Origin of the sequence: Sphingopyxis sp. A083, assembly GCF_001468495.1 — a bacterium.
Classification (GTDB): Bacteria; Pseudomonadota; Alphaproteobacteria; order Sphingomonadales; family Sphingomonadaceae; genus Sphingopyxis; species Sphingopyxis terrae.
Genome location: NZ_LNSK01000011.1, coordinates 46,234 through 62,141, shown reverse-complemented (window position 1 = coordinate 62,141; position 15,908 = coordinate 46,234). Strand labels below are relative to the sequence as shown.

At 66.6% G+C, this 15,908-nt stretch carries 14 protein-coding genes and 1 pseudogene; 7 read left to right on the top strand and 8 right to left on the bottom strand.

Annotated features, from left to right (window positions below; translation table 11 throughout):
* Positions 1–8: 8 nt before the first annotated feature.
* Positions 9–950, bottom strand: a complete 942-nt coding sequence (locus tag ATE59_RS15210) for a hypothetical protein (protein WP_156416809.1) — start codon at positions 948–950, stop codon at positions 9–11.
* A 322-nt stretch (positions 951–1,272) separates the two neighbouring features.
* On the opposite strand from ATE59_RS15210, the gene ATE59_RS15205 reads away from it, so the two are divergent.
* Entirely contained in the window at positions 1,273–1,542 is a 270-nt protein-coding gene (locus ATE59_RS15205; protein WP_003040709.1) for a DUF3297 family protein, read from the top strand.
* 110 nt (positions 1,543–1,652) lie between these two features.
* On the opposite strand, the gene ATE59_RS15200 is transcribed toward ATE59_RS15205, so the two are convergent.
* The 3 genes from ATE59_RS15200 to ATE59_RS15190 form a co-directional block, all read right to left on the bottom strand.
* Positions 1,653–2,216, bottom strand: a complete 564-nt coding sequence (locus ATE59_RS15200) for a CHAP domain-containing protein (protein ID WP_003040706.1) — start codon at positions 2,214–2,216, stop codon at positions 1,653–1,655.
* A gap of 221 nt (positions 2,217–2,437) precedes the next feature.
* Positions 2,438–4,792 (bottom strand): putative bifunctional diguanylate cyclase/phosphodiesterase, encoded by a 2,355-nt coding sequence (locus ATE59_RS15195; protein ID WP_003040704.1) that lies wholly within the window; start codon positions 4,790–4,792, stop codon positions 2,438–2,440.
* 106 nt (positions 4,793–4,898) lie between these two features.
* Entirely contained in the window at positions 4,899–6,650 is a 1,752-nt protein-coding gene (locus ATE59_RS15190; protein WP_003040702.1) for a fatty acyl-AMP ligase, read from the bottom strand.
* A gap of 182 nt (positions 6,651–6,832) precedes the next feature.
* Between ATE59_RS15190 and ATE59_RS15185 the strand changes: the two genes are divergently transcribed.
* The 4 genes and pseudogenes from ATE59_RS15185 to ATE59_RS18275 all read left to right on the top strand — a co-directional run.
* A complete protein-coding gene (locus ATE59_RS15185) occupies positions 6,833–7,405 on the top strand; it encodes a RecX family transcriptional regulator (RefSeq protein ID WP_058813159.1) in 573 nt (190 codons plus the stop codon).
* 83 nt (positions 7,406–7,488) lie between these two features.
* Positions 7,489–7,944 (top strand): DUF192 domain-containing protein, encoded by a 456-nt coding sequence (locus ATE59_RS15180; RefSeq protein WP_003040696.1) that lies wholly within the window; start codon positions 7,489–7,491, stop codon positions 7,942–7,944.
* A gap of 82 nt (positions 7,945–8,026) precedes the next feature.
* On the top strand, positions 8,027–8,413 hold the full coding sequence (locus ATE59_RS15175; protein WP_003040693.1) for an NADH:ubiquinone oxidoreductase subunit NDUFA12: 387 nt from the start codon (positions 8,027–8,029) through the stop codon (positions 8,411–8,413).
* Positions 8,414–8,583: 170 nt separating this feature from the next.
* Positions 8,584–8,820: pseudogene (locus ATE59_RS18275) on the top strand (DUF2155 domain-containing protein); the annotation flags it as partial.
* 35 nt (positions 8,821–8,855) lie between these two features.
* Here ATE59_RS18275 and aat read toward each other — a convergent pair.
* Both aat and ATE59_RS15165 read right to left on the bottom strand, forming a co-directional pair.
* Positions 8,856–9,629, bottom strand: a complete 774-nt coding sequence (aat, locus tag ATE59_RS15170) for a leucyl/phenylalanyl-tRNA--protein transferase (RefSeq protein WP_058813174.1) — start codon at positions 9,627–9,629, stop codon at positions 8,856–8,858.
* Positions 9,626–10,468: a class I SAM-dependent methyltransferase gene (locus tag ATE59_RS15165; protein ID WP_058813158.1), complete on the bottom strand. Its 843-nt coding sequence runs from the start codon at positions 10,466–10,468 to the stop codon at positions 9,626–9,628. The genes aat and ATE59_RS15165 overlap by 4 nt, the downstream gene beginning before the upstream one ends.
* A gap of 55 nt (positions 10,469–10,523) precedes the next feature.
* Here ATE59_RS15165 and ATE59_RS15160 point away from each other — a divergent pair, with 55 nt between their 5' ends.
* A complete protein-coding gene (locus ATE59_RS15160) occupies positions 10,524–10,709 on the top strand; it encodes a hypothetical protein (protein ID WP_003040682.1) in 186 nt (61 codons plus the stop codon).
* Between the two features lie 26 nt (positions 10,710–10,735).
* On the opposite strand, the gene ATE59_RS15155 is transcribed toward ATE59_RS15160, so the two are convergent.
* The gene (locus ATE59_RS15155; protein WP_003040680.1) at positions 10,736–12,229 is read right to left on the bottom strand and encodes a CpaF family protein; all 1,494 of its coding nucleotides are present in this window, start codon (positions 12,227–12,229) and stop codon (positions 10,736–10,738) included.
* A gap of 179 nt (positions 12,230–12,408) precedes the next feature.
* On the opposite strand from ATE59_RS15155, the gene ATE59_RS15150 reads away from it, so the two are divergent.
* Positions 12,409–14,718 (top strand): patatin-like protein, encoded by a 2,310-nt coding sequence (locus ATE59_RS15150; RefSeq protein ID WP_058813157.1) that lies wholly within the window; start codon positions 12,409–12,411, stop codon positions 14,716–14,718.
* A 30-nt stretch (positions 14,719–14,748) separates the two neighbouring features.
* On the opposite strand, the gene dnaJ is transcribed toward ATE59_RS15150, so the two are convergent.
* The gene (gene dnaJ, locus ATE59_RS15145; RefSeq protein WP_003040677.1) at positions 14,749–15,885 is read right to left on the bottom strand and encodes a molecular chaperone DnaJ; all 1,137 of its coding nucleotides are present in this window, start codon (positions 15,883–15,885) and stop codon (positions 14,749–14,751) included.
* Between the last annotated feature and the right edge of the window lie 23 nt (positions 15,886–15,908).

Sequence of the window (15,908 nt, the reverse complement as noted above, 5' to 3'; positions counted from 1 at the left end):
GATCGCGATCAATCCCCGCGCGGCGGCTTCAACCCGCCAAGGAGGCCGCCGACGCCCTGGGTGACGCCCGAGACCAGACCGCCCTTTTCGGTGCCTGAACCTCCGGCCTGACCGCCTGCCTGACCGACTACGCCGCCGACGGTGGTGCCGACCGTGCTGGTCAGCGTGCCGACCAGATTGCCCGCCCCGCTGCCCGGTGTGGCGGTTCCCGGCACCGCGCCGCCAAGACCGCCGAGCAGATTGCCGCTGCCGCCGGGTTGCAGCGTCACGAGGTTGCCGTTCGACCCGACCCCGACGGTCAGCAGCGATCCGTTGGTCTGGCCGGGCGACAGGATGCTCGCCCCGATCAGCGGTGAAGCGCCGGGCGACCCGATCGCGGTTGCCTTGCCGATCGTGGCGGTGACAAGTTCGCCGGGCGCGGCGGCAAGGCCGTCGAGCAGATATTGCTGGCCGTTGCCCGTCTGGACGAGCGCGACGCCGGTGCTCTTGACCACGCCGACGACCGTGCCGACGAGGTTGGTGCCGCCGGGCAATTTGCTGTCGACCGCATTGGCGAGCAGCAGCGTCTTGTCTGCGACGACATTGACGAGCCCGCCCGATTTGACGAGCACGCCGCCGATCACCGGATTGACGTTCGCGGGATCGCCGGTGTTGGCGAGCAGGCCGGTGCCCGCGATGCCGCCCGGCCCGACCAGACCGCCGACAGCCAGAGCGCCCGCATCGCCAAGGCCGAGCGCGCCGCCGGCGGGGCCAGCGGGGCCAGCGGGGCCAGCGGGGCCTTGCGGTCCGGCGGGCCCTTCGGGGCCTTGCGGACCGGCAGCGCCGGTCGGTCCGGCCGGGCCGACTGCGCCGACGCGGTAGCTTCCCGACGATTCGCAGGCGCCGAGCACCAAGCAGACGGGCAGGGCGATGAGCAAGGAAATACGACGATCAAGACGCGTTGAAACCATGGATTTTCTCCTCCACGCGTGGATCTGGTCCCTGCCCAAAAGACGCGGCCTTCCCGAAGAAAGTTTCGTCTTTTCCTATGGTTAATTCGGATATCGGCGCGCCTGTGGCCGCGTGAACGCCGCAAATCCGGGCCATTCGGCCGGTTCCGGAAATATCGGTCATTAACCCTCTATTTCGCGATGGGGCGTTGCGCGTGCGGCGCGGGGCAGCGCTTCTGTTCCGCTATGGCACGCAAGGCGGAGCAGCATGGCAAGGCGCAGCGGCGCTTGATTTGCGAGCCTGGCTCGCCTAGCGGCAGCGGCCAGAAAACGGAGATTTCAGATGACCGATACGCCCCCCGACCGCCTGTCGACCAACCCCCGCTCGCCGCATTTCGACATGGAGGTGCTGCAACGCGGCATCGGCATCCGGTTCAAGGGCCAGGAACGCACCGATGTCGAGGAATATTCGATCTCGGAAGGCTGGATCCGCGTCGCGGCGGGCAAGTCGAAGGATCGTTTCGGCCAGCCGATGACGATCAAGCTGTCGGGCCCGGTCGAAGCCTGGTTCGAAGATGCCGGGGCCGAGAGCGACGACGCGTCGGACGACTGATCGGCCTTTCGCCATTGCAAGCGCAGCGAAGCAATCTCCAGATCGACAGCCGGAGATTGCTTCGCAGCGCTCGCAATGACGATTAGCGGTTAGACTTTGCTCAGTTCAACTCAGCGCAGCGAGGCGGCGACGACGTCGAGGCCGTTGCCCGGCTTCCAATTGTTGCTCGCCCACACCGGTGCGTCGAAGGTCGAGCTGTCGGGCGCGCTGTCGCTGTCGGGATAGATGAAGCCCTGCACCGGATTGGCGCGCAGGCCGAGATCGCCGATCGGCGCATACCAGACGCGCACCGCGCTCCAGTCGCCGGCGTCGCTGACGTCGACGACGCGGACGTTGCGCTCGATCTGGCCGCGGCGACCGTTGATCGGCGACCAATTGGCATGGTCGATCAGGATTTCGCGGTCGCTGATGACCTTTTTCACGACGGCGACATGGCCCAGCGGCATGCCGCGGGTCGCGGCGAATGCCATGACGGCACCCTTCCGGGGTTCGTGGCCGCGCTTATATTCACCGGCCGCCTGCGACCACCAGGTCTTGGCATTGCCGCGGATTTCGACACCCGACTCCGACCGGGCGAAGGGGACGCACTGGAGATAGCTCTGCGCGGCGGCGGGAAGGCTGACGAGCAGCGAAGCACACAGCGCAAATGCACCCAGAAAGCGGCGATGAAGCATGAAAGGCGACCCCCCATTGGCTTGTCTTCAAGCGTTGCAGCGTCTCTGCCACAGGCTTTCGCAACCACCACCCGTCTAGCGGTGAGTTGCGCCGTTGGTGCGGTGGGTGGGGGAACCTTTTGTTAAGCTGTGCAATTCGTCGCTCAGGCTCTTCGCTTCGTCGCCGAACGGGCGTTTCGGCGCCGCGGCGGACCGATGCGGAAGCGGTGAACCGAGGGCGGTCAGGCCGCTGCGGTCGCGATCGATTCGGGCGGCCGGAACAGCGTCAGCACGTCGGTTGCCGGCATCGGACGGCCATAATAATAGCCCTGGATATTGCTGCACCCGAGCGTGCGCAGCGTGTCGACCTCGACCTCGGTTTCGGCGCCTTCTGCGGTCGTCGACATGCCGAGGCTGTCGGCGAGCGCGACGACGGCGCGGATGATCGCGATGGATTCGATGCTGCCCTTTGCGGCGCCGACGACGAAGCTGCGGTCGACCTTGATGGTCGAGAATTGCGTCTTGCGCAGATAGCCGAGCGACGAATAGCCGGTGCCGAAATCGTCGAGCGACAGCCGGACGCCGAGGCCGATGAGTTGGTCGAGCAGCTGCGCTGCGCCGCCGCCGTCGCGCAGAAAGACGCTTTCGGTCACTTCGATCTCGAGCCGCTGCGGAGGCAGGCCGCTCTGCGCGAGCGCGGAGACGACAACCGAGGCGAAATTGGGATCGGTGAGCTGTTCGGCCGACACGTTGATCGCGACCTTCAGATTAGACGGCCAGCGCATCGCCTCGGCGCAGGCGGTGCGCAGCACCCATTCGCCGATCGGGCCGATCAGGCGGCTGTCCTCGGCCAGCGGAATGAAGCGGCCGGGCGATACGCTGCCGAGTTTCTGGTTGGTCCAGCGGATCAGGGCCTCAAAGCCGTTGAGCGTGCCATCCTCGGCGGTGACGACGGGCTGGTAGTAAAGTTCGAACTCCTTGCGATCGAGCGCGCCGCGCAATTCCTGCTCCATCACGCGCCGTTCCTCGGCCTGGGCGTGGAGCGAGGCGACATAGGCGGCGACGACATTGCCGCCCTTGTCCTTCGACTTGTAGAGTGCGAGGTCGGCGTTGCGGGTCAGCGTTTCGACCGTATTGCCGTCCTGCGGCCCGATCGCATAGCCGACGCTGGCGCCGACGAAGAGCTGGTGATTGTCGACCACATAGGGCCGGCTGATCGTCGCGATGATCCGCCGCGCCAGATCCTCGATCTCCTTGGACGAGACGATATTGTGAAGCACGACCGCGAATTCGTCGCCGCCCAGGCGGCCGCAGGTCATGCCCTGTTCCATCATGCTCTTGAGCCGCGCGGCGACCTGCGCGAGCAATTTGTCGCCGACCGGATGGCCGAGCGTATCGTTCACCGCCTTGAAGCGATCGAGGTCGATCATCATCATTGCGCAGCGTGATTTCGCCTCGAGCGCGTGGGTCAGCGCGCGCGCCAGGTCTTCGTGCAGGCTCAGCCGGTTGGGCAGGCCGGTCAGATTGTCGAAGCGCGCCATCTTGGCGATCTGTTCGGCGGTGGCATGTTGTTCGGTGACGTCCGATCCGACGCCGCGGAAGCCGAGGAACTTGCCGCTCTCGTCGAGGCGCGGCGATGCCGACAATTCCCACCAGCGGCGCTTGCCGGCGATCGTCACGGGGACGATCAGGTTCGAAAAGCTTTCGCGCCGCTTCATCCGTTCGGCCATGTCGTGCAGTGCCTTGGGAAAGGTTGCGCTTTCCCATGCGTCGCCCGACAGCGCCTGAAGCAGCGGAATGCCTTCGAGCGCCTCGGCGCTGCCGCCGAGCGCATAGGCAAGGCGCGGCGATACATGGACCAGCCGGCGCGAATTGTCGGTCTGCCACAGCCAGTCGGCCGAGGTGTCCTCGAACTCGCGCAGCAGCAGGCTGACCGTCTCGGACTTTTCGTGCAGCACGGTTTCGGCGCGGCGGATACGGATGTGCGTCTGCGCGAAGCGAAGGCAGAAGGTGGCGAGGAGCAGCCCCGCGACCATCGTCACCCCGGTCAGCTGCGGCGCGCCGGCCGCCGCGGTCGCGAGCGAGGCCGAAAGCGTGACGGGCGCGATATAGAGAATACAGGTCAGCGGCATGCTGTGCGCGACCATCGTCAGCGCGAGCATCAGCAGCAGCGCGATCGTCCACAACGAAAGGACGTGGTCGAGCGTGGGCGTCAGCCCTTGCAACCAGAAGGCGCCGCCCCAGAGCAGCGCCGAATACAGCGCATGGCGATGACAGAGGCGAAACTCGGCCGCGGTCGCGAATTTGGGATCGTCGAGCGGCAACCTGTCGAAGGTGCGGAACGACCATATCGAAAAGGCGAGCGTCACGAGGAGCCAGCCGACGACGACCGGCCACGCCGTTTCCATCATCATGGTGAACCCCGCGACCAGCGCCATGCCCCCGTTGAGCAGGAGGCGCAGTGCGCCCCGGCCGCGCAGCGGCGCGATCTGGAGCTGGCGCAGGTCGCCGACCGCTTCGTCCTGCCGGGTCAGGCCCAACAGGGTGCGCAGCGGAAGATCATCGTCCGAAATCTGGTCGCTAAACAGGCTTTTCACGCCGCTTGCATAGCGAAAGCGGGTTACTCGAAAGTAACCGCGCGCTTCGCTTCGTCGTATTTTCTGTACCGAAGCGGAACAGAATTGGCGCTGCGCACCGTTCGGCTCAGGCGGCGATCCGGAAGGGCTGGATCTCGCCCGCCAGATATTGCGCGCGCGCCTTCGAGCGGCTGAGCTTGCCCGAGCTGGTACGCGGCAGCGTGCGCGGCGGAATCAGCTCGACGAGGCAGTTCATGCCGGTGATCGCGCGGACCCGGTCGCGGATCGTTTCGTGCAGCGCCGCGCGTTCCTTTTCGTCGCTGGTGCGGCACTGGACGAGCACCGCCGGCGTCTCTTCACCGCCCGGCGTGGTGATCGCGAAGGCGGCGATGTCGCCCGATTTGAAGCCCGGCAATTGTTCGACCGCCCATTCGATATCCTGCGGCCAGTGATTCTTGCCGTTGATGATGATCATGTCCTTGGCGCGGCCGACGATATAGATGTAACCATCTGACAGATAACCCATATCGCCGGTATCGAGCCAGCCGTCCTTCATGCAGGCGGCGGTCGATTCGGGATCGCGATAATAGCCGGTCATCAGCGACGGGCCGGTGCACCACACCTTGCCGACGGTCTGGTCGGGAAGGATATTGCCGTCCTCGTCGCGAACCTCGATCGTCATGTCGCGCACAGCGCGGCCGCAGTTGACGATCGCGCGGTAGCGGGTCGGGCGTCCCGCGTCGCCGCTGGCCCCCGACAATTCGGTTTCCTCGACCAGTTCGACAACGATCCCTTCGCCGGGGGGCATGATGCTGACCGCCAGCGTCGCTTCGGCCAGGCCGTAGCTCGGCAGAAAGGCGCTCGCCTTGAAACCGGCGTCGGCGAAGGCATCGACGAAGCTCTGCATGACGTCGGGGCGGATCATGTCGGCGCCGTTGCCGGCGACGCGCCAGCGCGACAGGTCGAAACGGTCGGCGACATGCGTCTGACTGGAAATACGGCGCGCGCAGATGTCGTAGCCGAAGGTCGGCGAATAGCTGAGCGTCGTGCCGCTGTTCCGGCTGATGAGGTCGAGCCAGGCGAGCGGACGGCGGGCGAAATCCTCGGTTTTGAGATAGTCCACCGACACCTGATTGGCGACCGGCGACAGGAAACAGCCGACGAGGCCCATGTCGTGATACCAGGGCAGCCATGAAATGCAGCGGTCGCTGTCGCGCAATTCCATGCCGTGCGCATGCGCCGCGAGATTGTTGAGCAGCGCCGCATGGGTGACGGCGACGCCGTGCGGGAAGCGCGTCGAGCCGCTGCTATATTGCAGATAGCAGGTTTCGTCGGGCTTCTGTTCGGGCAGATCGACGACAGGCGCGGGGCGCGCCGCAAATTCGCTCCAGTCCATCGGCTGGACGCCTCGCTGTTCGGCGGCTTCGGTGGCCATGGCGGCGATTTCGGGCGGGAAGAACAGCATCTTGGGGTCGCAGCTCGTGAGCTGGACGACAAGCTGTCCGACATAGGAATCGCGCCCGCCGAAGCTGGTCGGCAGCGGCAGCGGCACCGGCCAGGCGCCGGCATAGATGGTGCCGAAGAACAGCGCGGCAAATTCGGCGCCGGTTTCGGCGACCAGCGCGATGCGGTCGCCGGGCTGTACCCCCGCCGCCACGAGGCGATAGGCGGCCTCGAGCGCATCGGCCTTGAGCTCGCTATAGGGATAGGGGCGGATCAGGCGCCCGCGCGGATCATGAAAATTGAGCCCGCGCGTACCCGCGGCGGCATAGTCGAGCGCTTCGCCGACGGTGGCGAAGTTCGAAAAGCGGCGCGGCTGGGCGCATTCGGTCGGGGTGGGGACAAGCGCCTCCACCGCAGGAGCGGAATTTTCGGTCATAAGGGGTGTCGAATCCCGGGAAACGGGGGATGCGGCAACAAGCATGTCATCTTCCGGTGCCATGATGAGCGTGCGCGATCCCTGACTGTTTGAACATAATCGCCCATTTTTCCGGGCTTTCCGCCGGGCATAGGGGCTCTGATCGTTCTCAATCGGACCCGACTGTGGCATAAACATGGCATATGGCCAACCGCCGCACTCCGTCCGACCGAAGCAAAAAGCCGCTCGACGCATCGCGACTCGACGAATTGGCGCTCGCCTATGTGGCGCGATTCGCGACCAGCCGGGCGAAATTGCTGCGCTATCTGGGGCGCAAGCTGCGCGAGGCCGAATGGACCGATGCCGCCGATCCGCGCGCCGCTTGCGACGCGATCGCCGACCGTATGGAGCGGCTGCGCTACCTTGACGACCGGCAATATGCCGCGATGCGCGGCGCCGCGATGACGCGGCGCGGGCTGGGCGCGCGGCGCGTGCGCGCGCAGCTTTTCGTCGACGGCATCGACGAAGCCGACGCGGGCGAAGCGATCGACGCCGCCGAGGGCGCGGCGGTGGCTTCGGCCGTCGGATTTGCGCGCCGCCGCCGCTTCGGTCCGTTCGCGCGCCAGCCGCTCGACGATCCCGCGCAGCGCGAGCGCCAGGTGGCGGCCTTCGCGCGCGCCGGCCATTCGCCCGCGCTCGCGCGGCGCATCCTCGCAGTCCCGCCGGGGGACGCAGCAGCGCTGGCCGCGCTGGACGCCGAGGCGGCGCTCGATTAGGCAGCGGCGCTGAACGTCCGGCACCCCGAGGCCGGCGACAAGACGGCGACCAGAAAGTCGACAAGGAGATGCCGATGCGAGCCATGCTGACCGCCCTCACCCTGGCGCTCGCGCTGCCCGTCGCGGGCTGCGACAAGGGCGCCGAGGCCGAAGCCGGCGCCGAGGCGACAGTGCCGCTGACCATCGCAATGGCGGGCACCACCCACCGCTTTCGCGTCGAGGTCGCGCGAACCGAGGCCGAACAGGAAAAGGGACTGATGTTCCGCACGTCGCTGCCCGCCGATGGCGGCATGCTGTTTCCGTTCGCCAAGCCGAAGATCGCCAATTTCTGGATGAAGAACACGCTGATCCCGCTCGACATGATCTTCGTGCGCGCCGACGGCAGCATCGACCGGATCGCCGAAAACGCCATCCCCGAATCGCTCGATCCCGTCGTCAGCGGCGGCGAAGTAGCGGCGGTGCTCGAACTGGCGGGCGGCACCGCAGCGAAGCTGGGGATCGACGAAAGCGCCAAGGTGACGTGGCAGGACGCAAAGTAGCGGTAGGGCAGGCGGTAATGGCGCCGCTTTTCGCCAAAGACCGCTTGCGAAGCCCGCACGCTTGCCTGTAAACGCCACCGCCATGAGCATCTTGGGCAAGATTTTCACCTGGTGGGACGGCGCAACCGTCGGCACACTGCTGAGCAGCTGGAAAAATGGCGAGCAGGTCGGCGAGGACGGCCTTGGCAACCGCTATTTCCGGTCGCGCGACGGCAAGCGCCGCTGGGTGCTCTACAAGGGGTCGAACGACGCGAGCCGCGTGCCGCCCGAATGGCATGGCTGGCTGCACGGCACCTTCGACGAACTGCCGTCCGACGTGCTGCCCGCGCCGCGCCCCTGGCTTGCCGAGCCGACTGCAAATCTGACCGGCAGCCTGGGTGCCTATCGCCCGGCCGGCGCGCTCGAACGCGGCGGGCATCGCGCCGCCGCGACCGGCGATTACGAGGCCTGGCGGCCCGGCGCCGACTGAGCGCCGTGGCGACGCCGCTTTTCCGTTCCGCGCTGATCGCGCTGCTCGCGGCGACGACGCTGGCCGGCTGCGATCGCGGCAACCAGACCAAGACGACGAGCAACATCCCGCAGATCGCCAAGTCCGAAACCGTGCCGCAGGAAGTCGGCGGGATCGAAGGCGCGACCCCGATGGCCGAACGCGTTGCGGTGCTGGGCCTGCTCAACAAGCGCAACGGGCTGGTGCAGGATCTGACGATGAAGCCGGGCGATACCGCGCGCGTCGGCCGCGCGATCGTTCGCCTGCGCGCCTGCGAACAGACGGCGCCGTGGGAAGATCCCCCCGAAACCGGCGCCTTCGTGCAATTGTCGGTGCAGGATCAGCGCGACAATAAATGGTATCGCGTCTTTTCGGGCTGGGTGTTCAAGGAACGCCCCGAGCGCAATGTGATCCAGCACCCGATCTATGATGTCTTCGTCAAAAGCTGCGCGATGACATATCCGGGCGGCGAACCCGTCGCGCGCTCCGCGCCCAAGCCGGCGTCGGCGCCCAAGGCATCGAGCGCCGACCAGTCGCCTGCCGGGAATGGCGGCGAGGGTACTCCGGCTCCGGCCGCTCCCGCGGCGGCGCCCAAGGCCGCATCGCCGGCCCCCGACAGCACCGAATAAAGCCGCGCGAGATAGGCGGCCTGGGGCATTTCGATCGCGCCCAGGCTGGCGAGGTGCGGCGTCATGAACTGGCAATCGAGCAGCTCGAACCCCCCGGCCCTGAGCCGCGCGACGAGATGCGCGAGCGCTATTTTCGAGGCATCGCGCATCCGGCTGACCATCGATTCGCCGAAAAAGGCGCGCCCCAGCGACACGCCATAGAGGCCGCCGACCAGTTCCCCCGCGTGCCAGCATTCGACGCTATGGGCGTGACCCATGCGGAACAATCGTTCGTAGCTCGCGCGGATCACCGGGTTGATCCACGTCGTCGGCCGGTCGTCGGCGGCTTCGGCGCACAGCGCCATCATCGCGGGAAAGGCGGTGTCGGTGGTGACGCGGAAACGGTCGGCGAGCAGCAGCTTGCGCAGGCTGCGCGACAGGTGAAAGCCATCGAGCGGCAGGATCGCGCGCAGCCGCGGTTCGACCCAATGGACCGACGGGTCGTCCGCCCCGTCGGCCATCGGGAATATCCCCTGCGCATAGGCGCTGAGCAGCAGCGCGGGGTCGATCGTTTCGAGCGGCTTGCTCAGCTTGCCGGCTTCACGAACTTCAGCGTCATGCGGTCCGATTCGCCGATCGCGACATATTTTTCGCGGTCGACATCCTTGTTGGTCAGCGTCGGCGGCAGGCTCCACACGCCTTTTTCATAATCGTGCGTGTCCCGGGGGTTGGCGTTGACCTCGCTTTCGCCCGCCAGCTTGAATCCGGCGGCTTCGGCAAAGGCGACGATCGACGAGCGCTTCATATAGCCGCTCTTTTCCTCGAGCGCCGAATCCATCGCCTCGGGCAGGCGGTGGTCGACGACGCCCAGCACGCCGCCGGGCTTCAGCATCGCATAGATTTGCTGGAAGGCCTCGGCGGTCTTGTCCATGCCGCCGAAACGCCAGTTGTGGACGTTACGAAAGGTGAGCACCACGTCGGCGCTGCCGTCGGGAACCTTGGGCCCGGCGCCGGTCGCGGGAAATTCGGCGAGCTTGACCGCGCCATAGGCGTCGGGCTTGGCCTCCTGCCACTTGCGGATCGTATTCAGCCCGCGCTCCCACGGTGCCGCGGCATAGAGCGTGCCGCCACCACTCTGGGTCAGCGGCGCCAGAATCTCGGTATACCAGCCGCCGCCCGGCCACAGCTCGACGACCGTATCGCCCGGCTTCACGCCGAAGAAGGCCAGCGTTTCGGTGGGATGGCGCGCCGCGTCGCGCGCGACATTGGCGGGCGTGCGGGTCGGCGCCGCCACCGCTGCGGCGATCGCGCCCTCGGGCGCGGCACCGTGCGCGCCATGATCGCCATGTCCGGCGTGCGGATCAGCCATCGCGAACGCCGGAGCGGTGGCGGCAAGAAGAGCAGTTGCAATAATCGGAAGCGAACGCATATCGGCACCTCGTCACTGGGGGGAAGATCCCCTGTTTGCGAAGGGTTGAGCGTCAATGCAAGTGTCGATGCTGTCGGTGAGCGTAACTGCGGCGATCCTGTTCGGTGTCGCCGAACTCGCCGAGTGGCGCCGCCGCAATCGCCGCGACGTCGACAAGGTCGGTTTCATGCCGTGGCGCGGCATCGCGCTGGTGAGCGTGGCGGTCGCGATCGTGGCGGCGGCGCTGGCGCTCAAGCCCTAAGCGCTGCCTCCCCCCGCAGGCGGGTCTTACAGGCACGCCTCGAGGTAGGGCTGATCGAAGCCGTACTGGCGCGCCTTTTCCAGCGTATAGGGACGCAGGCCCATCGAGCGATATTCGCCGATGATCTTTCCGTCCTTGTCCTCGTCCAAATATTCGAACTTGAACAATTCCTGGGTGACGATGACGTCGCCTTCCATGCCGATGACCTCGGTGACGTTGGTGACGCGGCGCGAGCCATCGCGCAGGCGCTTGATCTGGACGATCAGGTCGACCGAGTCGGCGATCTGTTTCGAGATCGCTTCCTTCGGAATCTTGATGTCGCCCATCAGCACCATATTTTCCATACGGCCGAGGCATTCGCGCGGGCTGTTCGAGTGCAGCGTACACATCGACCCGTCGTGACCGGTGTTCATCGCGGCGAGGAGGTCGAAACACTCCGCGCCGCGGACTTCGCCCATGATGATGCGGTCGGGACGCATACGCAGCGCGTTCTTCACAAGGTCGCCCATGTGAATGGCGCCATTGCCCTCAAGGTTCGCGGGGCGCGTTTCGAGCGGCAGCCAATGCGGCTGCTGCAGCCGCAATTCGGCGGCGTCCTCGATGGTCAGCACGCGCTCGCCGGGGTCGATCATCTTCGACAGGGCGTTGAGCATCGTCGTCTTACCCGAACCCGTACCGCCCGAGATGACGATGTTGAACCGGCTCGCACCCGCGATCTTCAGCGCGGTGCACATCTTCTGGCTCATGGCGCCCCACTGGCACAGCATGTCGAGCGTGATCGGCTTGGCCGAAAATTTACGAATCGAGATCGCGGTGCCGCGAAGCGAGAGCGGCGGCACGATCACATTGACGCGGCTGCCGTCCTTCAGACGGGCGTCGGCGAGCGGGGTTGTCTGGTCAACGCGGCGGCCGACCTGGTTACAGATGCGCTGGGCGATCTGGAAAAGATGCTGTTCGTCGCGGAACTGGATCGGCGCGATGACGAGCTGGCCCTTGCGCTCGACATAGGTCTGATACGGCCCGTTGACCATGATGTCGCTGATGTCGGGGTCGGAGAGCAGCTCTTCGAGCGGGCCGAAGCCGAGCAATTCGTCGACGAGCACCTTTTCGAGCGCGAATTGCTCGCGGCGGTTGAGCGTGATGCGCAGCTCGGCGAGCACTTCGAGGATGATCGGGCGAAATTCCTCGGTCAGCTCGTCCTTCGACAGCGTCGCCGCGGCCTCGGGATCGACGCGTTCGAGCAGGCGCGGCAGCACCTGTTCCTTGATCTTGTGGACGCTGGCTTCGAAACCCTGCGCCTTTTCGGGCTCCATCGCCTCGGCGGTCGACCGCTGGTTTAGCCGCTCCATCGCCTCCATTTCGGGGCTCAGGTTCGACGGCGGCGGGGGTGCCTCGGCGGCCGGCGTGTCGATTGCAGGAAATTGCGCGCCGCCAGCCATGCCGGGGCCAGCCTGCATCGGCTTGGCCACGCCAAAGGCGGGGCGGCCTGCGGTTCCGGGACGGCGTCCGAATGCACTCATCGCTTCTTCCTGCTTCGAATCTACAGACTGGGAAATCGGCCACTTTTGATGGCCAAACCCCCATTCGACACGGTGAATAAATCGGAAACTTTGATATTGTCCTAATGCGCCGCCCGGCTTTTCGGGAACCGACCGGCAAGGGGTGACGCGGCGTGCGGAAGCGCGCTATCAGGTCGCCGATGCGCGAGAAGGAATTACGCTTTGCCCTGATCTGCTACGGCGGCATCAGCCTTGCCGTCTACATGCACGGCATCACCAAGGAAGTGTGGCGGCTCGCGGCGGCGTCGCGCACCTTTCATGACGAGGCGGAACCGGCGGCGGTCGATGCCTATGGCGAATTGCTGGTCGCGCTCGCGGCGCGCAGCGGGATCAAGCTGCGCGTCCTGGCCGACATCATCGCGGGCGCCAGCGCGGGCGGCATCAACGGCATTTTCCTCGCGCGGGCGATGGCGACCGGCCAGTCGCTCGACCCGCTCACCGAATTATGGCTCGACGATGCCGATGTCGACCGGCTGATCGACCCGGATGCGCGGCCGTTGTCGGCGGCAACCAAATTCTGGGCGGTGCCGATCGCCGGCTGGGCGATGAAGCGGCGCGGCAATGTCATCGACCGCACGGTGGGCGAGGGCGCACAGGACGAGGTGCGCGCCAAGCTGTCGCGCTTCGTGCGCGCGCGCTGGTTCGAACCGCCCTTCGGCGGACAGATTTTCTCCGGCCTGCTGCTCGATGCCTTCGATGCGATGGCGTCGGGGCCGCAGGGGCGGCCGCTGCTGCCGGCGGGTCAGCCGGTCGACCTGTTCGTGTCGGTGACCGACTATGCGGGGCACAGCATGCCGCTCGCGCTCAACAGTCCGCCGCGCGTGACCGAGCAGGAACACCGGCTGATCATGCATTTCCGGCAGGACGGCCGCGCGGGCAAGCGGCTCGACGACGTCCCCGGCCTCGCCGCCGCGGCGCGCGCGACCGCCAGCTTTCCCGGCGCCTTTCCGCCCTTCACGCTGCGCGAACTCGACAGCGTGCTCGAAAAGCGCGGCATCGCCTGGCCGGCGCGCGCGGATTTCGTCCGCGTCCAGCTTCCGACCGGAAGCGAGGCCGATCCCTCCGACCGGGTGCTCATCGACGGGTCGGTGCTCGCCAACGCGCCGTTCCGTCCGGCGATCGCGGCGCTCAAGCAGCGGCCGGCGCGGCGCGAGATCGACCGGCGCTTCGTTTATATCGATCCCAAGCCCGATTATCGCTCGATCAGCTTCGGCAAGCCGGGCGAGGGAGGCGAGGGCGAAGCGCGCCGCCCGCCGGGCTTTTTTTCGACCATCCTCGGCGCACTGTCCGAAATTCCGCGCGAACAGCCGATCCGCGACAGCGTCGAGGCGATCGAGAATATGTCGCGGCGCATCCGCCGCATGCAGCGCGTCGTCGATGCGATGAAGGTCGAGGTCGAGGAGCAGGTGGCGGCGCTGTTCGGCACGACCTTCTTCCTCAACACCCCAACCCCGGCGCGGCTCGACCGCTGGCGCGCAAAGGCGCAGGCGGAGGCGGCGGCGCGCGCCGGCTTCGCCTATGCGCCCTACGGCCACCTAAAGCTGTCGGCGGTGGTCGAGGAACTGGTCGCGCTGATCGACCGGCTGGCACCGCCAGAGGGCGACATCCATCAGCGCAACCGGCGCGACGCCGTGTGGGACGAAATCCGCAGCCGCGGGCTCGACCGCATTTCGGGCAAGCGCGGTTCGGGCGCGAGCACCGACGCGATTGCCTTTTTCCGCACCCACGACCTTGGCTTTCGCATCCGGCGTCTGCGCTTCCTCGCGCGCGAACTCGACGCTGCGGTCGAGGCGAAGCGCGATGCGCCGGATCCCGCTTGCGAGACGATGCGCGGCGCGATCTACACCGCGCTCGGTCTCTATCTCGAACGCGAGGGCGACCAGTGGCTCGAGCGGCTCGACGTGCCCGTCGACGCCAGCGCAGCGCAGTGGATCGACGCGATCGCCGAACGGCGCGATCTGGTCAGCGTCGATGCCGAAGCCGATATATTGATCGCCGCCGCGCTCGGCAGCCTGCCCAAGGACGACCGGCGCACGATGCTGCTCGCCTATCTCGGCTACCCCTTTTACGACATTGCCACCCTGCCGCTGTTGCAGGGCGAGGGGTTCGACGAATTCGATCCGATCAAGATCGACCGCATCTCGCCATCGGACGCGACCGCGATCCGCACCGGCGGCGCGGCGTCGATGCTCAAGGGGATCGAGTTCAACAGCTTCGGCGCCTTCTTCAGCCGCGCCTATCGCGAGAATGACTATCTGTGGGGACGGCTCCACGGTGCCGACCGGCTGATCGACATCGTCGCGTCGAGCGTCGGCGGCGAGGGCGCGCTGCGCACCGACGAGCTGGCGGCGCTCAAGCGCCGGGCCTTCCACGCGATCCTCGATGAAGAGGAACCGCGCCTACCCAAGGTTGCGGCGCTGATTGCCGAATTGCGGGGCGAGATTGGATGACGATGTCAGGATACTGACCCCAGCGACGGTTCAATCCGTCAGATCGTCCCACATTTCCTTGAGCCGTCCGAAAAAGCCCTGACTTGCCGGGCATTCTTCGCCGGTTTCGGTTTCGCGGAACGCCTGCAGCAATTCCTTCTGCTTGGCATTCAGCCGCGTCGGGGTTTCGACGTCGATCTGAACCACCAGGTCCCCGTGGCCGCGACCGTTGAGCACGGGCATCCCGGCGCCGCGCTGACGAAGCTGCTTGCCCGACTGGATGCCCGCGGGAATGCTGATGTCATGCTTGCGCCCGTCGAGGCCGGGGATGGTGATGCAGCCGCCGAGCGCGGCGGTGGTGAAGCTGATCGGCGCGCGCGTGAACAGCGTCGTGCCTTCGCGTTCGAACAGCTTGTGCCGCGCCATGTGGAGGAAGATGTAGAGGTCGCCAGCCGCCGCGCCGCGCGCGCCGCTTTCGCCTTCGCCCTGCAGGCGGATGCGCGTGCCTTCATCGACGCCGGGCGGGATTTCGACGGTCAGCGTCTTGCGTCGGTCGACACGGCCTTCGCCGTGACAGGTGCCGCACGGGTCGGTGATGACCTCGCCCGATCCCTGGCAGTGCGGGCAGGTGCGCTCGACCATGAAAAAGCCCTGCTGCGCGCGGACCTTGCCGTGGCCGTTGCAGGTGGTGCAGCGGTGCGTCGCGGTGCCGGGCTTCGCGCCCGACCCGTCGCAGGCGTCGCAGCGCGCCGCGACATCGACCTGAATCTCGCGGCTGCAGCCGGCAAAGGCGTCTTCGAGCCGGATTTCCATGTCGTAGCGCAGGTCGGCGCCGCGCGCGGGGCCGCGCTGCTGCTGCCGGCCGCCGCCGAAAGCCGACCCGAAAATCGATTCGAAAATATCGCCGATGTCGCCGAATTCGGCGCCGCCGCCAAAGCCGCCGCCCGGGCCGCCGCCATTCTGGAACGCCGCCTTGCCGAAGCGGTCGTAGGCTGCGCGCTTTTGCGGATCTTTCAGGCAGTCATAGGCTTCGTTGATGGCCTTGAACCGCGCTTCGCTGTCGCCGCACCCCGGATTCTTGTCGGGGTGGTATTTCATGGCGAGCTTGCGGTAGCTGGCTTTCAGCGTCGCGTCGTCGGCGCCGCGCTCGCATTCGAGCAGTTCGTAATAATCGATGTCGAGCGACATGGTCTATCGGCCCCCTCTGCCCC